General features: G+C 68.5%; 19 protein-coding genes. 8 read left to right on the forward strand and 11 right to left on the reverse strand.

The window, feature by feature from the left end; all coding sequences use genetic code 11:
- The first annotated feature begins 35 nt into the window (after positions 1 to 35).
- Complete coding sequence (mtnA, locus tag ACM6LU_RS29550) at positions 36 to 1001, forward strand: S-methyl-5-thioribose-1-phosphate isomerase (RefSeq protein ID WP_414941071.1); 966 nt, start codon at positions 36 to 38, stop codon at positions 999 to 1001.
- Here mtnA and ACM6LU_RS29555 read toward each other — a convergent pair.
- The 4 genes from ACM6LU_RS29555 to ACM6LU_RS29570 are packed head-to-tail and all read right to left on the reverse strand — an operon-like array spanning position 973 to position 4628.
- Positions 973 to 1887 carry a nuclear transport factor 2 family protein gene (locus ACM6LU_RS29555; RefSeq protein ID WP_414941072.1) on the reverse strand — a complete coding sequence of 305 codons (915 nt, stop codon included), beginning with the start codon at positions 1885 to 1887 and terminating at the stop codon, positions 973 to 975. The two genes, mtnA and ACM6LU_RS29555, sit on opposite strands and share 29 nt — an antisense overlap.
- Before the next feature lie 58 nt (positions 1888 to 1945).
- A complete protein-coding gene (locus ACM6LU_RS29560) occupies positions 1946 to 3166 on the reverse strand; it encodes a GNAT family N-acetyltransferase (protein ID WP_414941073.1) in 1221 nt (406 codons plus the stop codon).
- Positions 3167 to 3219: 53 nt separating this feature from the next.
- On the reverse strand, positions 3220 to 3435 hold the full coding sequence (locus ACM6LU_RS29565) for a ferredoxin (protein WP_414941074.1): 216 nt from the start codon (positions 3433 to 3435) through the stop codon (positions 3220 to 3222).
- Between the two features lie 2 nt (positions 3436 to 3437).
- On the reverse strand, positions 3438 to 4628 hold the full coding sequence (locus ACM6LU_RS29570) for a cytochrome P450 (RefSeq protein ID WP_414941075.1): 1191 nt from the start codon (positions 4626 to 4628) through the stop codon (positions 3438 to 3440).
- Positions 4629 to 4741: 113 nt separating this feature from the next.
- Here ACM6LU_RS29570 and ACM6LU_RS29575 point away from each other — a divergent pair, with 113 nt between their 5' ends.
- Positions 4742 to 5308 carry a TetR family transcriptional regulator gene (locus ACM6LU_RS29575; protein WP_414941076.1) on the forward strand — a complete coding sequence of 189 codons (567 nt, stop codon included), beginning with the start codon at positions 4742 to 4744 and terminating at the stop codon, positions 5306 to 5308.
- Between the two features lie 42 nt (positions 5309 to 5350).
- A complete protein-coding gene (locus tag ACM6LU_RS29580) occupies positions 5351 to 6265 on the forward strand; it encodes a phosphotransferase family protein (protein WP_414941077.1) in 915 nt (304 codons plus the stop codon).
- On the opposite strand, the gene ACM6LU_RS29585 is transcribed toward ACM6LU_RS29580, so the two are convergent.
- Together ACM6LU_RS29585 and ACM6LU_RS29590 are read right to left on the reverse strand one after the other, a co-directional pair.
- Entirely contained in the window at positions 6246 to 7448 is a 1203-nt protein-coding gene (locus ACM6LU_RS29585; RefSeq protein ID WP_414941078.1) for a cytochrome P450, read from the reverse strand. The two genes, ACM6LU_RS29580 and ACM6LU_RS29585, sit on opposite strands and share 20 nt — an antisense overlap.
- Before the next feature lie 76 nt (positions 7449 to 7524).
- Entirely contained in the window at positions 7525 to 8085 is a 561-nt protein-coding gene (locus tag ACM6LU_RS29590) for a TetR/AcrR family transcriptional regulator (RefSeq protein WP_414941079.1), read from the reverse strand.
- A gap of 51 nt (positions 8086 to 8136) precedes the next feature.
- Between ACM6LU_RS29590 and ACM6LU_RS29595 the strand changes: the two genes are divergently transcribed.
- A complete protein-coding gene (locus ACM6LU_RS29595; protein WP_414941080.1) occupies positions 8137 to 8697 on the forward strand; it encodes a hypothetical protein in 561 nt (186 codons plus the stop codon).
- Here ACM6LU_RS29595 and ACM6LU_RS29600 read toward each other — a convergent pair.
- A complete protein-coding gene (locus tag ACM6LU_RS29600; RefSeq protein WP_414941081.1) occupies positions 8666 to 9685 on the reverse strand; it encodes a serine hydrolase domain-containing protein in 1020 nt (339 codons plus the stop codon). The genes ACM6LU_RS29595 and ACM6LU_RS29600 overlap by 32 nt on opposite strands.
- A 170-nt stretch (positions 9686 to 9855) precedes the next feature.
- On the opposite strand from ACM6LU_RS29600, the gene ACM6LU_RS29605 reads away from it, so the two are divergent.
- The gene (locus tag ACM6LU_RS29605; protein WP_414941082.1) at positions 9856 to 10677 is read left to right on the forward strand and encodes a helix-turn-helix domain-containing protein; all 822 of its coding nucleotides are present in this window, start codon (positions 9856 to 9858) and stop codon (positions 10675 to 10677) included.
- Here ACM6LU_RS29605 and ACM6LU_RS29610 read toward each other — a convergent pair.
- The 3 genes from ACM6LU_RS29610 to ACM6LU_RS29620 all read right to left on the reverse strand — a co-directional run bounded on the left by ACM6LU_RS29610 (position 10674) and on the right by ACM6LU_RS29620 (position 14863).
- A complete protein-coding gene (locus ACM6LU_RS29610) occupies positions 10674 to 13448 on the reverse strand; it encodes an FAD-binding and (Fe-S)-binding domain-containing protein (protein WP_414941083.1) in 2775 nt (924 codons plus the stop codon). The genes ACM6LU_RS29605 and ACM6LU_RS29610 overlap by 4 nt on opposite strands.
- A gap of 65 nt (positions 13449 to 13513) precedes the next feature.
- The gene (locus ACM6LU_RS29615; RefSeq protein WP_414941084.1) at positions 13514 to 13651 is read right to left on the reverse strand and encodes a hypothetical protein; all 138 of its coding nucleotides are present in this window, start codon (positions 13649 to 13651) and stop codon (positions 13514 to 13516) included.
- 6 nt (positions 13652 to 13657) lie between these two features.
- Entirely contained in the window at positions 13658 to 14863 is a 1206-nt protein-coding gene (locus tag ACM6LU_RS29620; RefSeq protein ID WP_414941085.1) for a Glu/Leu/Phe/Val dehydrogenase dimerization domain-containing protein, read from the reverse strand.
- Positions 14864 to 14974: 111 nt separating this feature from the next.
- Between ACM6LU_RS29620 and ACM6LU_RS29625 the strand changes: the two genes are divergently transcribed.
- From ACM6LU_RS29625 to ACM6LU_RS29635, 3 genes are all read left to right on the forward strand, one after another.
- Entirely contained in the window at positions 14975 to 15490 is a 516-nt protein-coding gene (locus tag ACM6LU_RS29625) for an Lrp/AsnC family transcriptional regulator (RefSeq protein ID WP_414941086.1), read from the forward strand.
- A gap of 96 nt (positions 15491 to 15586) precedes the next feature.
- Positions 15587 to 15871 (forward strand): hypothetical protein, encoded by a 285-nt coding sequence (locus ACM6LU_RS29630; protein WP_414941087.1) that lies wholly within the window; start codon positions 15587 to 15589, stop codon positions 15869 to 15871.
- A gap of 41 nt (positions 15872 to 15912) precedes the next feature.
- Positions 15913 to 16479: a GNAT family N-acetyltransferase gene (locus ACM6LU_RS29635; protein WP_414941088.1), complete on the forward strand. Its 567-nt coding sequence runs from the start codon at positions 15913 to 15915 to the stop codon at positions 16477 to 16479.
- A 53-nt stretch (positions 16480 to 16532) separates the two neighbouring features.
- Here the strand turns inward: ACM6LU_RS29635 and ACM6LU_RS29640 are convergent, their stop codons facing one another.
- Entirely contained in the window at positions 16533 to 17204 is a 672-nt protein-coding gene (locus tag ACM6LU_RS29640) for a YigZ family protein (protein ID WP_414941090.1), read from the reverse strand.
- Positions 17205 to 17722 lie beyond the last annotated feature (518 nt).

Raw genomic sequence — 17722 nt, forward strand, 5'->3', positions numbered from 1 at the left:
GCCGCGACCGGACAACCGGATTTCACGGGGGAGTCATGCGCAGGACGATCGACTGGACCGGCGACGCGGTCACGATCATCGACCAGACCGCGCTGCCCGCCGAGTACCGCGTGCTCGAACTGCGCACGGTCGGCGAGCTCGTCGACGCCATCCAGCGCCTCGCGGTCCGCGGGGCACCGGCGCTCGGCGCGGCGGGGGCGCTCGGCGTGGTGCTCGCGACCCGCGCGAAAGGTGACGTCGGGGCCGAGGCGGAACGCGTCGCCAAGGCCCGGCCGACCGCGGTCAACCTGAGCTGGGGCGTTTCCCGGGCGCTCGCGAAGCTCCCGGAGGGGCCCGAAGCCGTCCTCGCCGAAGCGCTGGAGATCCTCGACGAGGACGAGCGGATCAACCACGAGGCTTCCCGGCTCGCGGCCGCCGTGGTGCTCGAAAACTGCGAGCGGCGGCCGTTGCGGCTGCTCAGCCACTGCAACGCCGGCCACCTCGCGACGGTCGCCTGGGGCAGTGCGCTCGGTGTCGTCTGGCACCTGAACGCTCGCGGCCTGGTCGAGTCCGTGCTGGTCGACGAGACGAGGCCGCTGTTGCAGGGTTCCCGCCTGACCGCCTGGGAACTGGCCGAAGCCGGTGTCCCGTACCGGATCCAGCCCGACGGTGCGGCCGCCGCCGCGATGAGCCGCGGCCTGGTCGACTGTGTGCTCGTCGGCGCCGACCGCATCGCCGCGAACGGTGACGTCGCCAACAAGATCGGCACCTACGGCCTGGCGATCGCGGCGAAGCACCACGGAATCCCGTTCGTGGTCGTCGCCCCATCGTCCACTGTGGACATCACGATGCGAAACGGCGCCGGGATCGTGATCGAGGAACGCGATCCCGGCGAGGTCCTGAGCTTCGGCGGAACGAAGGTCGCCCCCGAAGGCGCGCGGGTCTTCAACCCGGCCTTCGACGTGACGCCGTTCGAGCTGGTGACCGCGGTGGTCACCGAGCAGGGGGTGCTGTGCCCGTGAGCAGCTTGCCGAACAGTACGGCCGTCTCGGTGTCGTCGTAGTTCAGCGGAAGCGTGTCGAAGTAGTACCGGACCCCGCCTGGCCCGTTGCCCACGATCATCCCGTAATCGATCGTCCGCCCTTTCGCCCGTACGGTTCCGTGGTATTCCTGGAACCGCGTGCGCGGACCGGCCGCCGACTGATCGGCCTTCAGCCGGACGTCGGTCATCGCGCCCGACAACCTGCCGAGGTAGGCGCCGTGGCAGACCGGGTCCGTCACCGGCGTCGTCAGTCCCGGCCCGATGAAGGCAGGCCCCCTCCTCGGGCAGTCGTCGGCGACACCGGCGAACAGTTCACGGAGAGCATCCCTCTCGATCGGGCGGAACCATTCCGTCCGATCGTGATAGCGGCGGCCTTGGGTGACTTCGCCTCCCTTGAGCACCACCCGGTAGACGGCCGGGTACCGCACCATCCGGCCGTGGATCACCGCTTCGTTGCTCGCCTCGTAGAAGACCGCATCGCCGTTCACCACGATCTTCACCGGGGTGAACCGGAAAGTCGGGAAGGCGCCCAGCAGGGTCCGCAGATTGGTCTCGATAGCGGCTCTGCCTCGCATCGGCGGGGCGCTGCCCGATTCCGCGAGCGTCCCGTCGGTGGCGAATATGGTGCCGTACAACCGAACGCGAGCTTCTCGCGCCTCAGGCGTGTCCGAGCGCATTGCCCCGAATTCCGTCTGTTTCGCGATGAAGGCGCAGGCGCCCGGTGACACCGTGCCTTCGACACGATCACCCAGCTGTTCCAGGATCGGGCAGTCCTCACCTGTTTTCGCCGTCGCCGTCCCGGTTTGCGCGAGCATCGCACCGAGCAGGACAGCCGCCGCACCCAAGAATCCGTTGATTTTTCGCACCAGGTCACTCTGGCGCGAAGGACCACATGAGGTCGATTACCCGCGAGGTAATGCCGCCCTAGAAGGATTCCAGGCAGGACGGCTCGCGGTCGCCGGCGAAAGCCGCGGTCGCCCGCGAAACCGCCCCCGCGGTCCGTTCCTTGATCCGCCCGGCCGCGGCGAGCGTGCTCGGCCGGGTCCCGCCGAGGAAGATCGCGCCGAGGTCGATCACGTCCAGTTCGAGATCCGGCGCGTCCTCCACCCTGGTCACTTCGGCGTTCCCATCGGTATCGGTGACGAGCCGCCAGTTCCCGGTGTTCCACGGGCAGAACGCGTCGCGCACACCGAACACCAGATCCACCGGGACGCCGTAGCGGCGGGTGACCAGGGCCCGATCGACGTCGACGAGCCGGACCCACAGGGAGTCACCGGCGGACCGGGTCATGGCGCGGGGATTGGCGAGAAGGTGGATGAGCGGTTCGTCGAGGGCGGCGAACGTCTCCACGGTGAAGACCAGGTCGTAGTCGAGCAGGAAGCGGTACAGCGTCGCGTAGGCCTCCGACGTGGTCGCGACCAGTTCCTGCACGGTCAACGTCCCTCGCGGGCCTTCCTCATTCCAGTCGTTCTTCAGCCGGTAGATCACGTAGCCGTCCGACAGGACGGCGAACCTCAGCGCGGTCGCGCCGTTCCTTCGCCGCTCCGGGTCGTCGAGGTTCAACTCCCACGTCGCCCCCGGCCGGTCCAGCGCGCCGACCCGTTGTGACGCTTCCTTCTCGTAGATCGCTTTGATCAGCGGGATCGCCTGCTCGCGGCCGACTTCGCGCACGCGCTCGGCTTCGAGTTCGACGCCGGGCCGGAACGCGGACTTCGCGCGCACCTTCGCGCGGTAGAACTGCGTCGCGAGGCCGTAGCCGAAGCGGGGGTAGATGACGGCTTCGGAGGCCCACAGTGCGGCGATCGGCTCGGCGCCGTCCTCGTGCAGGCCGTGGAGCTGCGCCCGCATGACGCGGGTGAGCGCGCCCCGCCTCCGATGTCCCGGAGCGACGCCGACCGACGTGATCCCGGCGAACGGTGTCGGCCCGGCACCCGGCAGGGTGATCTTCCGGCTGAGGATCTCCCCCATCCCGATCAGTTCGTCACCGTCGAAGACGCCGTGCGAACGCTCGGGTTCGAACACCAGCCCCTCACGGTACTGGAACCCTTCCGAGGGGTCGGTGAGGAACGTGCGGGCCAGCATGTCCGAGAGTGCGGGCAGGTCGTCGGTGGTCAGGTTACGAAGGGTCAGGCCATCATCGGTCACCCAGTCGTCCTACGCCTTTTCACCGACGACCGCCACGTATTAACGGGCGAAGATCAGGGCCGCGGCCCGATCACCTCACCCTTCTCCGTCACCTCGATCGCCATCGCGGGGCAGGAGTCCGCCGCGTCCAGCACCATCTCGTCCGGACTCACCTCCCCCGCGACCACTGTCGCCGTGGCACCCTCCAGTTCGAAGACCTCCGGCATCAGCGAAGCGCACATTCCCGAGCCGATGCACGTCCCGCCATCGACCTCGACATTCCAGCTCATGGTCACCATCCGATCGGCATGGAGCGGGGTCCCCGCACCAGCATCTGCGTCTTCCACACGATATCGCCGTCGAGGCGCAGTCCGGGAAGATCACGCAACAAAGCCCGCAAAACCTCCTGCAGTTCCAGCCTCGCCAGGGGTGCGCCGAGGCAGTGGTGCACGCCGTGCCCGAAACCGAGGTGGGGGTTGACTTCCCTGCCGAATTCGAGGGCTTCCGCCGAGGTGAACTGGAGTGCGTCCCGGTTGGCGGCGCCGATCGCGACCATCACCGGCTCGCCTTCCTTCACCAGCACGTCCCCCACCTGGATGTCTTCGGTGGCGTACCGGGCGAACCCGGCTCCGGCACCCAGTGGAATGAACCTCATCAGTTCTTCGACCGCGGCCGGGATCAGGTCCAGGTCCCCGCGCAGGCGGGCGAGCTGGTCCGGCTGTTCGAGCAGGGCGTAGACGAAGTTGGGGATCTGGCTGGCGGTGGTTTCGTGCCCGGCGATCAGGATGCCGATGCACAGGTCGACCAGTTCCAGCTCGCTCAGCCTGTCGCGGACGTCGCGTGCTTCGATCAGCGCGGTCATCAGGTCGTCCTGGGGCCGGGCACGGTGCTCTTCGACGAGCACGTGCATGTACGCCCGCAGTTCTTCCTGGTTGGCCATCATCTCTTCGGTGGTCAACGGGCTGGTCGACAGCGCGGCGTCGCTCCACACACGGAACTTCGGCCGGTCTTCGACGGGGACGCCGAGCAGTTCGCAGATCACCGCGACCGGGATCGGCAGCGCGTAGTCCTCGACCAGGTCGGCGGGCTGTCCCTTGGTCTTCATGTCCACGATCAGGCCAGCCGCCAGGTCCGCGACCCGCGGCCGCAGCAGTTCGACGCGGCGCATGGTGAACGCCTTCGCGACCAGCGTGCGCAGCCGCGTGTGGTCGGGCGGATCCATGCTCAGGATCCCGCCGGGCCGCCTGCCCGGCGCCATCCGCGGCTCGTCCTTGTCCACGGCCATCGCGCGGGAGAACCGCCGGTCACCCAGCACGAGACGCGCGTCGGCGTAGCGGGTGGCGAGCCACGCCGGCTCGCCGTGCGGGAGACGGACGCGGAGCATGCCCTCGGCGGCACGGGCGGCGGCGTAGGCCTCGTCGAGTTCGAGTCCCGCGTCCTGATTGAAGGGATAGGCGAGAATCTCAGGTCCTGTGGTGGTCATTTTTCCGGAAACCCCCCGGCTCGACGGTTTGTAAGCAACTGCTTACAACGCTAACCACGATCACGGAACGCGTCAATGCGCCTACCGTGCGACGTCCGGCTAGCCTGTGCCCGATGACCGAAGAACCGCAGGTCCGCAAGCGTGACGCGGCCGCGACAAAGGCGGCCTTGCTCGACGCGGCGGCGGCTCTGTTCGCCGAACGCGGCTTCGACCGGACGACCGTGCGAGACATCGCGAAGCTCGCCGGAGCCAATCAGGCACTGCTGTTCCGCTACTTCGGCTCGAAGGACGCGCTCTTCGAGGAGGTACTGGCGCGCGGCGGACGCGAGCAGATCGCCACCACCCCACCGGACGAACTGCTCGGGACCGCGTTACGCAGCATGCTGGAGTCCGACACCGGGCGGGATCGCACACTCGACGCCTACCTGCGCTCGACCGGGCACGACAGCGCGGCGGCCACGGTCCGGCGGCAACTCGGCGAGGAGTACGCGAAGGTGCTGGCCACGCTGACCGACGCCGACGACGCCGATCTGCGGGCCGACCTCGTTCTGGCCTGGCTGCTCGGGATCGGCCTCGTCCGCGAGATCACCGGCAAGGAACCTCTGGCCAGCGCGGATCCCGACGACGTCTGCCGTCTCGTGCTCGGCGCGGCACGGACGCTGCTGGAGCGCAGCGGGTAATTGCGTCGCCGTCCCCGGCCCCGCTGTTCTACGGTCGGTGTCGTGACCTCGTTCCCGCCCGCCGGCACCGAAGCCGAGTTCGACGCCCTGACCAGGCAAGACCTGCTTCCGGCGGTGACCTCGCTGACCGGGTCGCTCGGGCTCGGCGAGGTCGTCCCGTTCACCGAAGGCTCACTGCCTGTCTACGCCGTCGGCGAAGACCTGGTACTCAAGCTGTTCCCGCCGGTGCATCTCGACGAACTCCCCACCGAGCAGACGATGCTCGAGGTCCTGCACGGCAAGCTCCCGATCCCGACGCCCGCCGTGCACGACGTCGGCGAGCGGGACGGCTGGGGCTACGTGCTCATGGAGCGTCTGCGCGGCGAAACACTGAAAAACGCCTGGCCCAAACTGTCCACAGAGGACAAGCACCTGATCGCTCCCGAACTCGGCGAGGCGCTGGCCGCCTTGCATTCGCTGCGCGACCCGCGGCTGGACGTCCTGGATCCGCCGGACTGGGCCTCGTTCGTCGCCGAGCAGCGCGCGAACGCCGTCGAGCAGCACCGCCGGACCGGCCTCGGCGAAAGCTGGATCGCGCAGATCCCGGCGTTCCTCGATTCCGTCGAGCTGGGCTCACCTCCCGTCGTCCCGCTGCACACCGAGTTCATGCGCGACCACGTCATGGTCACCCACGACGGCGAACGCCCCCGGCTGACCGGCCTCTTCGACTTCGAACCCGCGATGCGGGGTGCCGCCGAGTACGACTTCGTCGCCGTCGGCCTGTTCGTTTCCGGCGGGGACAAGGACTTCCTGCGGCGGCTGCTCACCGGGTACGGCGTCGATCGGGACGATGGGTTCTCGCGGCGCTGCCTGGCGTATGCGCTTTTGCACGTCTACAGCAATTTCACGTGGTACTTCAAGGTTCTTCCGGCGCCGGAAGAACCGACGCTGGAGAGCCTCAGCCGCGTTTGGTGGTAGCCCACGTCACCGGCACGGCTTCCGGGCCGCGAAGCGAGAGCGGCGGCCGCCACACGATTTCCGGGAGAGGAACGGCGAGATCCAGTCCCGGCAGTCCGTCGAGCAGGGTCCGGAACGCGATCTCCCCTTCGAGCCGCGCGAGTGCCGCGCCGAGGCAGAAGTGAATGCCGTGCCCGAAGCCGAGTTGTGGCGCGTTCCGGCGCCGGATGTCGAACCGCGACGCGCCGGGAAAGGCGCTCTCGTCGCGGTTCGCCGCACCGGTGTGCGCCAGCACGGCCTCACCGCGCCGGACCAGGCCACCACTCAGTTCGACGTCCTCCAGCGCGACCCGGAGCAGCGACGCCTCGGCCGGGCCGTCGAAGCGCATGATCTCCTCGACGGCCCCCGCCGTCAGATCGGGATCCGAACGCAGCGCGGCGAACTGGTCCGGATGCTCCGACAGCAGCACGATCCCGGTCGCGATCAGGCTGACCGTCGTCTCGTGCCCGGCCAGCAGGAGCTGGGTGGCCAGATCGATCAACTCGGCCTCGGTGAACCGGTCACCGTCCTCATCACGGGTGTGCACGAGGACGCTCAGCAGGTCCTCGCCCGGCTTCGCGCGCTTGACGGTGACGAGCGCGGCCATGTCCTCCGCCCCGTCACGCCGGGCCTGCGCCACTTCCGCCGGGGTGTAGGCCATCGGCGTGACGATCACCCGCGACCACTGGCGGAACCGTTCCTTGCCTTCGAACGGGACACCGAGGATTTCGCACATGACCGCGGTGGGCAGCGGGAAGGCGAAGGTCTCCACGAGATCCACCGGCGGGCCCTGCCCGGCCAGCACGCGAAGGAGATCGTCGGCGATCTCCTGGATCCGCGGCCGCAGCGCGGCGATCCGGCGGACGGTGAAAGCCGGCGCCGACAGCTTCCGCAGCCGCGTGTGATCCGGCGGGTCCATGTTCAGAATGCTGTGCTCACCGGTGGAGAAGTCGCCCGGCTCGATGAGGCACGGCGCGCCGGGATCGAGCAGGTTCCGGGAGAACCGCGGATCCGAGAAGATCAAGCGGACGTCTTCGTACCGGGTCACCAGCCAGCCTTCGCAGCCGCTGGGGAAGACGACCCGGGACATCGGCGGACACTCGGCGTAGATCGCGCCCATCGGGGTCGCGGCGTGGTTCTTGGCCGCGGGATACGTGGCTGTCATGGGCCGATGATGGGTGGTGGGCCGCACCGTCGGAAGGCTCCGGCCGGTCACCTCCCCGAAGAGCCGAAGATCCCTCTCACCGCGTGATAATCCCGCGCAGGAACTCCAGATAGCCCGGCCGATCGGCCGCGGACAGCAGTGTGCCGCCGCTCGCCCGCTGCGCCTGGATCAACCCGATGAAGGCCGTGTAGGCCAGCAGACCACGATGCCGGGCCTCGGCTTCGGGACAGCCCATCTCCCGGAAGCACCGGACGATGAAATCGACACGCCGCGCGGTGACGTCGGCGAGCAGCGGGCCGATCACCGGGTCGACGGCATGGGCGAGCAGCGCCAGCTCGGCCCGCTGGTCGTCCTTCACCCCGAAGACGAGTTCGAAAAGTTCACGCAGCCGCCGCACCGGATCCGAGATCCCGTCCAGCAACGAGATCAACGCCTCGGTGTGCTGCTCGGCCCAGCGGCGCACGGCGGCTTCGACCAGCGCGTCCCGGTTGGCGAAATGCCAGTAGAAGCTGCCTTTCGTCGTCCCGAGTTTCGCCGCGATGGGTTCGACGGCGATCGCGGCGACCCCGCCGTCGCACAGCGCTTCGAGCGCCGCGTCCGCCCAATCCTCGCGGGCGAGCTTCCGTTTCCCGGCCACCTTGCATACGCTACCGTACGGAAAAACATACGGCACCGTACGGGAGTCACCATGCGTTTCGGATCACCCGCGAACTGGGGCGCGACCCCGGAAGAACGCCGCCGCGCGCAGCCGGCGGACACCTTGCTCGACGGTCCTGTCGCGCGGTTCGACCGCGCGGTCACCGTGCAGGCGCCCGCCGCGCTCGCCTACCGCTGGCTCTGCCAGATCTCGGTCGCGCCCTACAGCTACGACCTGCTCGACAACCTGGGGCACCGCAGTCCGCGCGCACTCACGCCCGGCGCCGACGACCTCGCTCCCGGCGACACGCTGATCGTGTTCGAGCTGACCGAGGTCGACCGGGGGCACAGCCTCACCGGCCGCACTTTCGCCAAGTCCGAGAAGCTGTTCGGCCCGGTGGCGGCCACGTACTCAGTCGAGGCGATCGACGAGCGGTCGTGCCGGATGCTGTGCCGCATCGTCGTGACCTCGAAGGGACTCCGAGGCCGCCTGAAGGAGTTCCTGCTCGGCTGGGGTGACCTGGTCATGATGCGGAAACAGCTGCTGACACTGAAGGGATACGCCGAACGCGACGCGCGGCTCAACAGAACTCCGCCACCAGCAGGTCGGTGAAGACGCCGCTCGCATCATCCCACGGACCGGAGGTCCAGTCGCCGTTGACGTTGACCGCGAGCAGGTGCCCACCGTCGCGGGAACCGTAGACGTAAGACCACGAACCGAACAGAGCGCCGCCCATCCCCCACAACTCGGTGCCGTCGGGCAACGTCACGGACGAGACGCCGAGGCCATACGTCGTGGCGGGCAGCCAATTCTTGGTCGGGATGGTGGTGAACATCGCCCGCTGCTGCTCCGGCGGCAGGAGCCGCCCGCCCAGCAACGCACCGAAGAACCGGTTGAGGTCACCGGCCGTCGAGACCATCCCGCCCGCCGCCCAGTACGGACTCGGCTCCAGTTCGGTGGCGTCGTAAATCTCGGCGGCGGGATCGGGCGAGAACAGCTTCGTGTGATGACGGGAATGGGGCTCGCCGAGGGTCTCGTCACCCGCCCGCGGCAGGCGTGTCCCGCTCAGGCCGAGCGGGACGGTGATCCGCGTGGCGATCTCGGCGGCGAGGTCCCGTCCGGTGACCCGCTCCGCGATCATCCCGGCCAGCACGTAGTTGGTGTTCGAGTACGCCCAGTCCGTACCGGCCTTGAAGGCGGCCGGACGCCGTAGGGCGATATCGACGAGTTGCCGCGGCGTGTAGGTCTCGTACTCGCTCAACGCCTCGGGATCCTCCGTGTGGTTGGCGATCCCGCTGGTGTGGTCGAGCAGCCGCCGGAGGGGGATTTCGTCCCCGTCGTGACCGTTCCCCTCCACCAGCCCGGGCAACCACTTTCCCACCGGATCGTCGAGCCTCACCTTGTTCTCGGCCGCCAGCTGCAAGAGCACCGTGGCGGTGAACGTCTTGGTGATACTTCCGATGCGGAACCTGTCCTCGGGCGAGCGTTTCCGCTCATCGGACCGACTGCCGGCCCCCTCGCGGATTTCGACGAGGATGCCGGGTATCCCGCCCTCGGCCATCGCCCGGTCGAGTACTCGCCGCACTGCGGTCTTGATCATGTCGCCCCCTTTCAGGCACCACGGACGCTAAAGTCGTCTTTCCTCGATCGTCAATGCTCATACGGCGACTTTCCGTCGAATATCCGTTGACAGCCCCAGTTCATTGCATTGGCCTTCCCGTGAAACGCAACGACGTTGCATTGATATTGCCCCTGACGCACACTGGGCCGGTGACATCGGGAAGGCTCACCGGGGAAGACCGTGAGCGGATCGCTTCGGGATTGGCCGAGAACCTCGGGTTCGCCGAAATCGCGCGCCGCTTGGGCAGGCCGACGTCGACCATCAGCCGCGAGGTCGCCCGCAACGGCGGGCGCCGCGGCTACCGGGCGAACCACGCCCAGCACGCCACCATCTGGCGCGGCAGGCGAGGCGGAGGCGGCCCGTTTGCCGATTCGTCCACTCTGGACTCGCTGGACGGGGAGCCGGCCGCGGTACGGGGTTACGCGGACCGCTTCGCCGAGATGATGGTCCGGAGCGGCTTGCCTCGGATGGCCGCGCGGGTGCTCGCGCGCCTGGTCACCACGAACTCGGGCGGGCTGACCTCGGCCGAGCTGGTCCGACTGCTCCAGGTCAGCCCCGCCTCGGTGTCCAAAGCCGTCTCCTACCTCGAAGGACTGGAAGTCGTCCGGCGTACGCATCGGGGAAGGCGCGAGTGGTACTTCATCGACGACGACGTCTGGCTCCGCGCCTGGCTCTCGAGCGCCCGTACGAACGCGACCTGGGCGGACACCGCCCGCGATGGCGCCGAACTCTTCGATCGCACCTCCCCCGCCGGGGCGCGGCTGGACCGGATGAGCCGCTTTTTCGCGACCGTCACCGACGCCATGGCGAACAGTCCCGGCGCCACCGCACGAGACGACGCGCTGACCGTGCTCGCCGCCCTGGTCCGTGCCGATCCCGGCGTGACGGTCAGGGCGGCCGCCGTACTCGGCTGGCCGCGTGAACGCGTCGACAGCGCGATCGCCGGGGCCGCCGGTCCGGAAAGGCTCTAGGGCAGCGCACGCCGTAGCAGTTCGGCCAGGTGCACGGCCTTGCGTCCGTCGAGTTGCTCGATCTGCGTCCGGCAGCTGAACCCGTCCGCGACCACTTCGGTGCCCTCGGCCGCGGCGCGGATCGCGGGCAGCATGCGATCCTCGGCGCAGGCGACGGATACGTCGTAATGCCCGCGTTCGAAGCCGAAGTTGCCGGCCAATCCACAGCAGCCGGAATCCATGGTGGAATTGTGGATACCCGCGGCGCGCATCGCGGCCTCGTCGGCGCCGAAGCCGAGCACGGCGTGCTGGTGACAGTGCACCTGGCTGAGTGCTTCGACGTCCAGCGACCGGAATTCGAGCGGCGAGTCTTCGATGAGCTCGGCGAACGTCCTGGTCTGCCCGGCGAGCAGTTTCGCGACCGGGTCACCCGGCAGCAGGGCTTCGAGGTCGCCGCGGAAGAGCGCCGTGCAACTCGGCTCCAGCCCGGCGACCTGATATCCCGACCGCAGGTACGGTTCGAGAACGGAAAGCGTGTGGCGCAACACCTTCTTCGCCACGTCGAGCTGTCCGGTGGACACCCAGGTGAGACCGCAGCAGACGCCGCGATCGGGCAGGACGACGTCGTAGCCCGCCGCGGTGAGCACCTCGGCCGCGGCGTCGAGGACGTCCGGGGTCAGGTAGTTGTTGAAGGAATCGGGCCACAGCACGACGGGCCGGGTACCGGTCGCCCACCGCCGGAGATCCTCGCGGCGCCCGGTGAACGACGTCCCGGCGAACGTCGGCAGCTCCCGCTCCGGCGCGATCCCGCCGAGCTTCTTCAGCAGACCGGAGAACCGGCGCGACAACGTGTTCGCCAGCCGCGGCGCCAGTGACGCCGCACGCAGCCACACCGGCAGCCAGCCCATCGAATAGTGCGACGCCGGGCGCAGCCGCCCCTTGTGGTGCTGGTGCAGGAATTCCGCCTTGTAGGTCGCCATGTCGACATCGACCGGGCAATCGGATAGGCAGCCCTTGCACGACAGGCAGAGATCCAGCGCCTCGGCGACCTCTTCGGAGCGCCAGCCGTCGGTGATCAGTTCGCCGTTCACCATCTCGGCGAGCAGATGCGCGCGGCCCCGCGTCGAGTGCTTCTCCTCGCGGGTGGCGCGGTAACTCGGGCACATCACGGCCGCACCGGCGGTGTCGCGGCATTTCCCGACACCGACGCAGCGCCGCATCGCCTGCCCGAAGCTCCCTTGATCCTCCGGGTACGCGAGCGCGGTGACGTCTTCGAGGTCCAGCGGCGCTCGCCGCACCCGGAGATCGGCGTCGACCGGCCTCGGATCGACGAGGATACCGGGGTTCATTCTGCCGTCCGGGTCGAAGATCCCCTTGAACCGCGCGAAAAGCGCGAGAATCTCTGGGCTGTACATCCGGGGCAGCAGTTCCGAACGGGCTTGGCCGTCGCCGTGTTCCCCGGACAGCGAACCACCGTGCGCGGCGACCAGGTCGGCGGCCTCTTCGAGGAACGACCGGAATCCGGCGATCCCTCGCGGGGAAAGCAGATCGAAGTCCAGCCGCAGATGCAGGCAGCCCTCGCCGTAGTGGCCGTAGACCACGCTTTTGCGGCCGTGCTTCCGCATGAGTTCCTTGAACTCGCGCAAGTAGGCACCTAACCGCGCGGGTGGGACGGCGGCGTCCTCCCAACCGGGCCAGGCTTCCTCGCCACCGGCCAGTCGCGTCGCGAGACCGGCGCCCTCCTCCCGGATCCGCCACAGTCGCTTTTGCGCGGCCGTGTCGTCCAGCAGCGCGGACCCGGTCAAAGCGCCGTGTAGTTCCGCGATCAGCCCGCGTGCCTTGTCCGGATCGGTCATTTCGACGAACAACCAGGCTCCACCCGGCGGAAGTCCGTCGGCGCGGCCCGGTTCCAGCAGCGCGACGAGGTCCGCGTCGACGCCCTCCACGGTCAACGGCGACCACGGCAGGATCGCCGGGACGGCGTCGGCGGCGGCGATGTCGGACTCGAAACCGAGTACCGCGAGCACCTTGCGGTCCGGCACCTTGGCGAGGGAGACCGTCGCCTCCAGCACGGTGACGCAGGTGCCCTCGCTGCCGACCAGTGCCTTGGCGACGTCGAAACCGTGCTCCGGCAACAAGTGTTCCAGGCCGTATCCGGACACCCTCCTGCTGAAGGTGGACAGTTCCGTGCGCAGTAGCGCCAGGTTGTCGTGGACGAGCGCACGCAACTCCGCAAAGACCCGGCCTTCCGTACCGGGCCTGGCCGCTCGCTCGTCCACTTCGGACGGCGAAGTCGGCCCGACGGTCAGCCGAGTGCCGTCGTAGAGCAGCACATCCAGTTCGCGGACGACATCGACCGTGCGCCCGTAAGCGACCGAATGCGAACCGCAGGCGTTGTTGCCGATCATCCCGCCGATCGTGCAGCGCGAATGCGTCGACGGGTCGGGCCCGAACCGGAGGCCGTGCGGCGCGGCGACCGCCTGAAGGTGGTCGAGGACGGTTCCGGGTGCCACCCTCGCCGTCCTGGCTTCCGGATCGAGGGCGAGCACACCGCCCAGATGGCGGGACGTGTCGATCACGACGCCCGGGCCGCACGAGTTGCCCGCGACGCTGGTACCGCCGCCTCTGGCGATCACCGGCAGCCCGGCCGCTCGGCAGGCGGCGACCGCCGCGATCACCTCGTCGACGCTCCGCGGCAGCACCACGCCGTGGGGCACGTGCCGGTAGTTGGAGGCATCGGTCGTGTACAGCGCCAGTGTCGCGGCGTCGGCCAGGATCTCCACGGAGTCCATTCAAGACAACCGGGGGCGAGAATGCATCGGTGAACCTCTCCAGCCGGGTGTGTCGGAGACCACGCTCAGTGTGCGGTCGTGAACGCGTGAGGGCCAGACGGCACACCGCCGAGCACCTCGCCGCCGAGCACAGCGCGGTGCTCGGCGGGCTTCCGCGTGAGCGCGAGGAGCTGCTCAACCCTCGACCGGGTCGCGGCGCTCAACGGGCCTCACCCGGGATGGCATCGCCGCCGCGCTGAAGCAGGCGACGTCGGCGAGCACGGAGGATCTGGTGGCGGCACTGGACTTCTCGAAGGCGGGCACCCCGGCGACGCGCCAGGTGTACGCGGCGACACCGGACGCGTCGGCCGAGGGGCGGGGTCCGCTACTCGAGGCTCCCGAGGCGGAGGAGTACGTGGCTCCGCACCAGCAGTGAGCCGGGCTTCGGCGAGCGCGTTCGCTTCGGCCAGCGGTGTGGTGCCGTTGGCCGAAGCCGCGTCGAGGATCTGTCGCGTGGTCGACTCCAACCTCTCGACACGGGCGAGGGCCTCGGCGTGCGTCAGGTTTTCGGCTTCGCGGCCGAGGGTGTAGACGACTCCCCCTGCGCTCGCGACGAAATCCGGGACCCAGACGACCCCCCTGGCGGCGAGGCCGTCCGCCACCGCGTCCTCGGTGAGCTGGTTGTTGGCCGGGCCGACGACGAGCGGTGCCTTGACCTCGGTGGCGGGGCCGAACACCCCGCCGACGGCCGCCGGGATCAGGACTTCGGCCTCGATTCCGAACACCCGCTCAGGGTGGACCCACCCGAGTCCCTGTTCCTCGGCGGCGAGGAGGCGTCGTTCGTCCACATCGGACACGATGACCTCGGCACCCTGCGCGACCAGGTCAGTGGCGAGGTGCGCGCCGACCGAGCCGTAGCCGCTGATGACCACCTTGCGGCCCTTCATCTCGTCGTCGCCGAAGACGGTCTTCGCCCCGGCCCGCAGCGCGGCGAGCACGCCGACCGCGGTCGGTCCGCTGGACGACCCGGTGCCGCCGTGCTCCTCGGGCACGCAGAACACGTGGGGCGTCCGCTCTCGCAGCACGAGCATGTCGTCCGGCCCGGTGCCGACGTCCGGACCGGCGAGATACGCACCATCGAGTGACGCGATGAGGTCGGCGTGGTCGAGCAGGATTTCTCGGCGTTGCCGGGGTGTCGGCAGGCTCTCGAGCGTGATGACGCTCTTGCCACCCCCGAAGTCCAGGCCCGCGACGGCGCATTTGCGGGTCATCGCCGAGGAAAGCCTCAGGACGTCGTCGATCGCGTCGTGGATGCCCGGATAGACCTTGAAACGGCAACCGCCGACGGCCGGGCCGAGCGTGCGGGAGTGCACGGCGACCATCGTGGTCACCCCGGACCTGCGCCCCCGCCGGACGACCAGCTCCTGTACAGACATTTTGGTCCCCTTCGCGCAATTAGTCGGCTACTTGCGCTGAAGTTAGGCTGATCGTCACGCTTACGGGTGGCTTGCCGAACGATATTCGGCAGGCCTTGGGAAGGGATCACCGTGGACGAACTTGATTCGGCGATCATCCGGGAACTCCAGGCGGATGCGCGGCAGTCGAACCGTGACATCGCCCGGAAGGTCGGCGTCGCGCCGTCGACCTGCCTCGAACGGACGCGGCTGCTGCGGGAACGCGGCGTCATCCGCGGCTACCACGCGGACATCGATCTGCGCAGCCTCAACCGCGGCGTGCAGGCGATGGTCTCGGCGCAGGTGCGGCCGCTGAGCCGGGAGGTGATTGACTCGTTCCAGCGCTCGGTCGCCGAATTGCCGGAGGTCCTTTCGGTCTTCGTCACCGCCGGCAGCGACGATTTCCTGATCCACGTCGCCGCACAGGACGTCGAACAGCTCCACTCATTCCTGGTGGATCGCTTGTCGAAGCGCAAGGAGATCGTCGGTTTCCGGAGTTCGATCATTTTCCGGCATCTGCGCAAGACCGAGCTGGAACCGCTTCCGCTGCGAATACCCGGTGACAACCCCAAGGAGTTCACCCTGGAATACCCGACACACCACCCCTGAGTCCGCCCGAAATCCAAGATTTCGCACCGGAGAAGACGGAAACTGTCGGGGGTATGGGTTTGACTTGTTCGAAGCGGAACAGAAAGGAGGCACGCCATGGACGTTCGGACAGAGCTGAACCATCGTGAGCGGGCCACCCTGAAAGCCGTGGCCGATGGCCACGCCGAGATCAGCCGCAGTTGCGAGCCGGACCTGTTCGTCGACGGTCTCGCCTGCTGCGACCAGCACACCGCGCACCGCCTGGCCCACCTCGGCCTGGTAGCACCCGCCCGCGGCGGCCGATGGGGCGAACGCGTCCCCGCCCGGCTCACCGAGGCAGGGGCGGAAGCGTTGGGGGCCGCCGCACCGGCACTCGCCCTACCGCCGATGGCCGCCGCCTAAAAACGTTTGCCGGGGTGCGCGAGAGGCGCCAAGATCTGCTGATGCGTGTCTTTCTGGAGACCGAACGGCTCCTGCTGCGGCAGTTCACCGACGCCGACGTCGACGACCTGTTCGCGCTCTACGACGACCCCGAAGTCATGCGGTACCTCAATGGGGGCAAACCAGCCGACCGGGCGGAGATCGAAAAGCTCGACCTTCCCGCTTTTCTCGGTTACTACGAGCGTTCCCCCGATTACGGGTTCTGGGCGGCGATCGAGAAATCCAGTGGGGCTTTCTTGGGGTGGTTCCATTTCCGGCCGCTGCGCGGCCATCACACGGACGACCCGGAACTGGGTTACCGGCTGAACCGCTCTTCCTGGGGCAAGGGCTACGCCACCGAAGGCTCGCTCGCGCTGCTGGAGAAGGGCTTCACCGAACTCGGGGCGCGACGGATCTGGGCGGCCACCATGGCGGTGAACCTGGGGTCACGCCGGGTGATGGAGAAGGTCGGGATGCACCACGTCCGGACCTATCACGAGGACTTCGACGACCCGATCCCCGGCACGGAGGAGGGCGAGGTCGAGTACGCGATCACGCTGGAGGAATGGCGGTCCCGCGCCCTCACGTGATCAGACGCCGATCTCGTGAGTTCCGTCTCTGAGCACGCGAGTTCGGTGTTTGGTCACGGGTTCGGGAGCCAGGTTTCGCCGGTTTCGGCGGTGAGGGCTTCACCGCCGGTCAGGTCGGCGAGCCACGCGTGGAACGCGTCCCCCTGATCCGGTGCGACGCCGACGTCGAAGTGCGCGACGTCCTCGAACCGCGTCGCGTGCAGCAGGTACGGCGACGAGCGGATGTCGTTCTCCAGCCGTCCGGCCCGGTCATAGTCGACGACGACCTCCACCAGCCGTAGCCGCCGGTACTCCCGCACCCCGATGACGTCGACGGCCTCGGAGACGGCCTGGCCGTACGCACGGATCAGGCCACCAGCGCCGAGCAGGACCCCGCCGAAGTAGCGGGTCACCACCGCGACCGTGTCGGTCAGCTCCCGGCGGCGGAGCACCTCGAGCATCGGGGTGCCCGCCGTCCCCGACGGCTCGCCGTCGTCACTCGAACGCTCGATTCGAGGCACTCTTTCCCGCCGAGGATCCCTTGGGCCGCTCCGGCTGCCGTCGGTGCCCAGGACGAACGCGTGGCAGTGGTGCCGGGCGGCCGGATCGGCCTTCTTCCGGGCGGCGATCACCTCGCGGGCGGCCTCCTCCGAGGTCACCGGGGCGAGCGCGCACAGGAACCGCGAACGCCGGATTTCGATCTCGTGCACCCCGGTGCCCGCCACGGTGAGATAACGATCCGCCATCGGCCAAGCCTCTCAAACCAGACGGGGCGCTCTGCCGTTCGGGCGATTCGATGGTCACCTCAGGTCACCGCAACACCGGTGAAACCCACTCCAATGCGCGATCCAGGTCACACCATCGGAGGACGTGAGCGGTCGTTCACGCAGGTCAGCGGCCTGATGCACCACTCAGTGGACATGTCATTCCAGCCAGTGGGCAGATGATGTACGAAGTCAACGCCCGCGTGGCATTTCCCACCCCGACCAAGCGACGTATGTCGATAACAGCGATTTCACACTATCGTCATAAGACCGGCGAACCCGGGAGTAACCCGTGCGCCCCGCCTGCCATCCACCACAACGGTCTGGCGGCACGCGGCGCACAGCAGCACCGATCAGCGCATCGGCCGCCCAGTGCAGTGCGGCTCTACGAGTCCTGCCCCCGTTTCCGCGGGCGGAATCGTTCCCTCTCGACTGACCATCGCGGTCCCGGACCACTTCGTTAACTGGTTCACCTGTGAACCACCCGGACGCCAGTGGTA

Source organism: Amycolatopsis sp. cmx-11-51, from assembly GCF_047608665.1.
In the GTDB taxonomy this organism is placed as follows: Bacteria; Actinomycetota; Actinomycetes; order Mycobacteriales; family Pseudonocardiaceae; genus Amycolatopsis.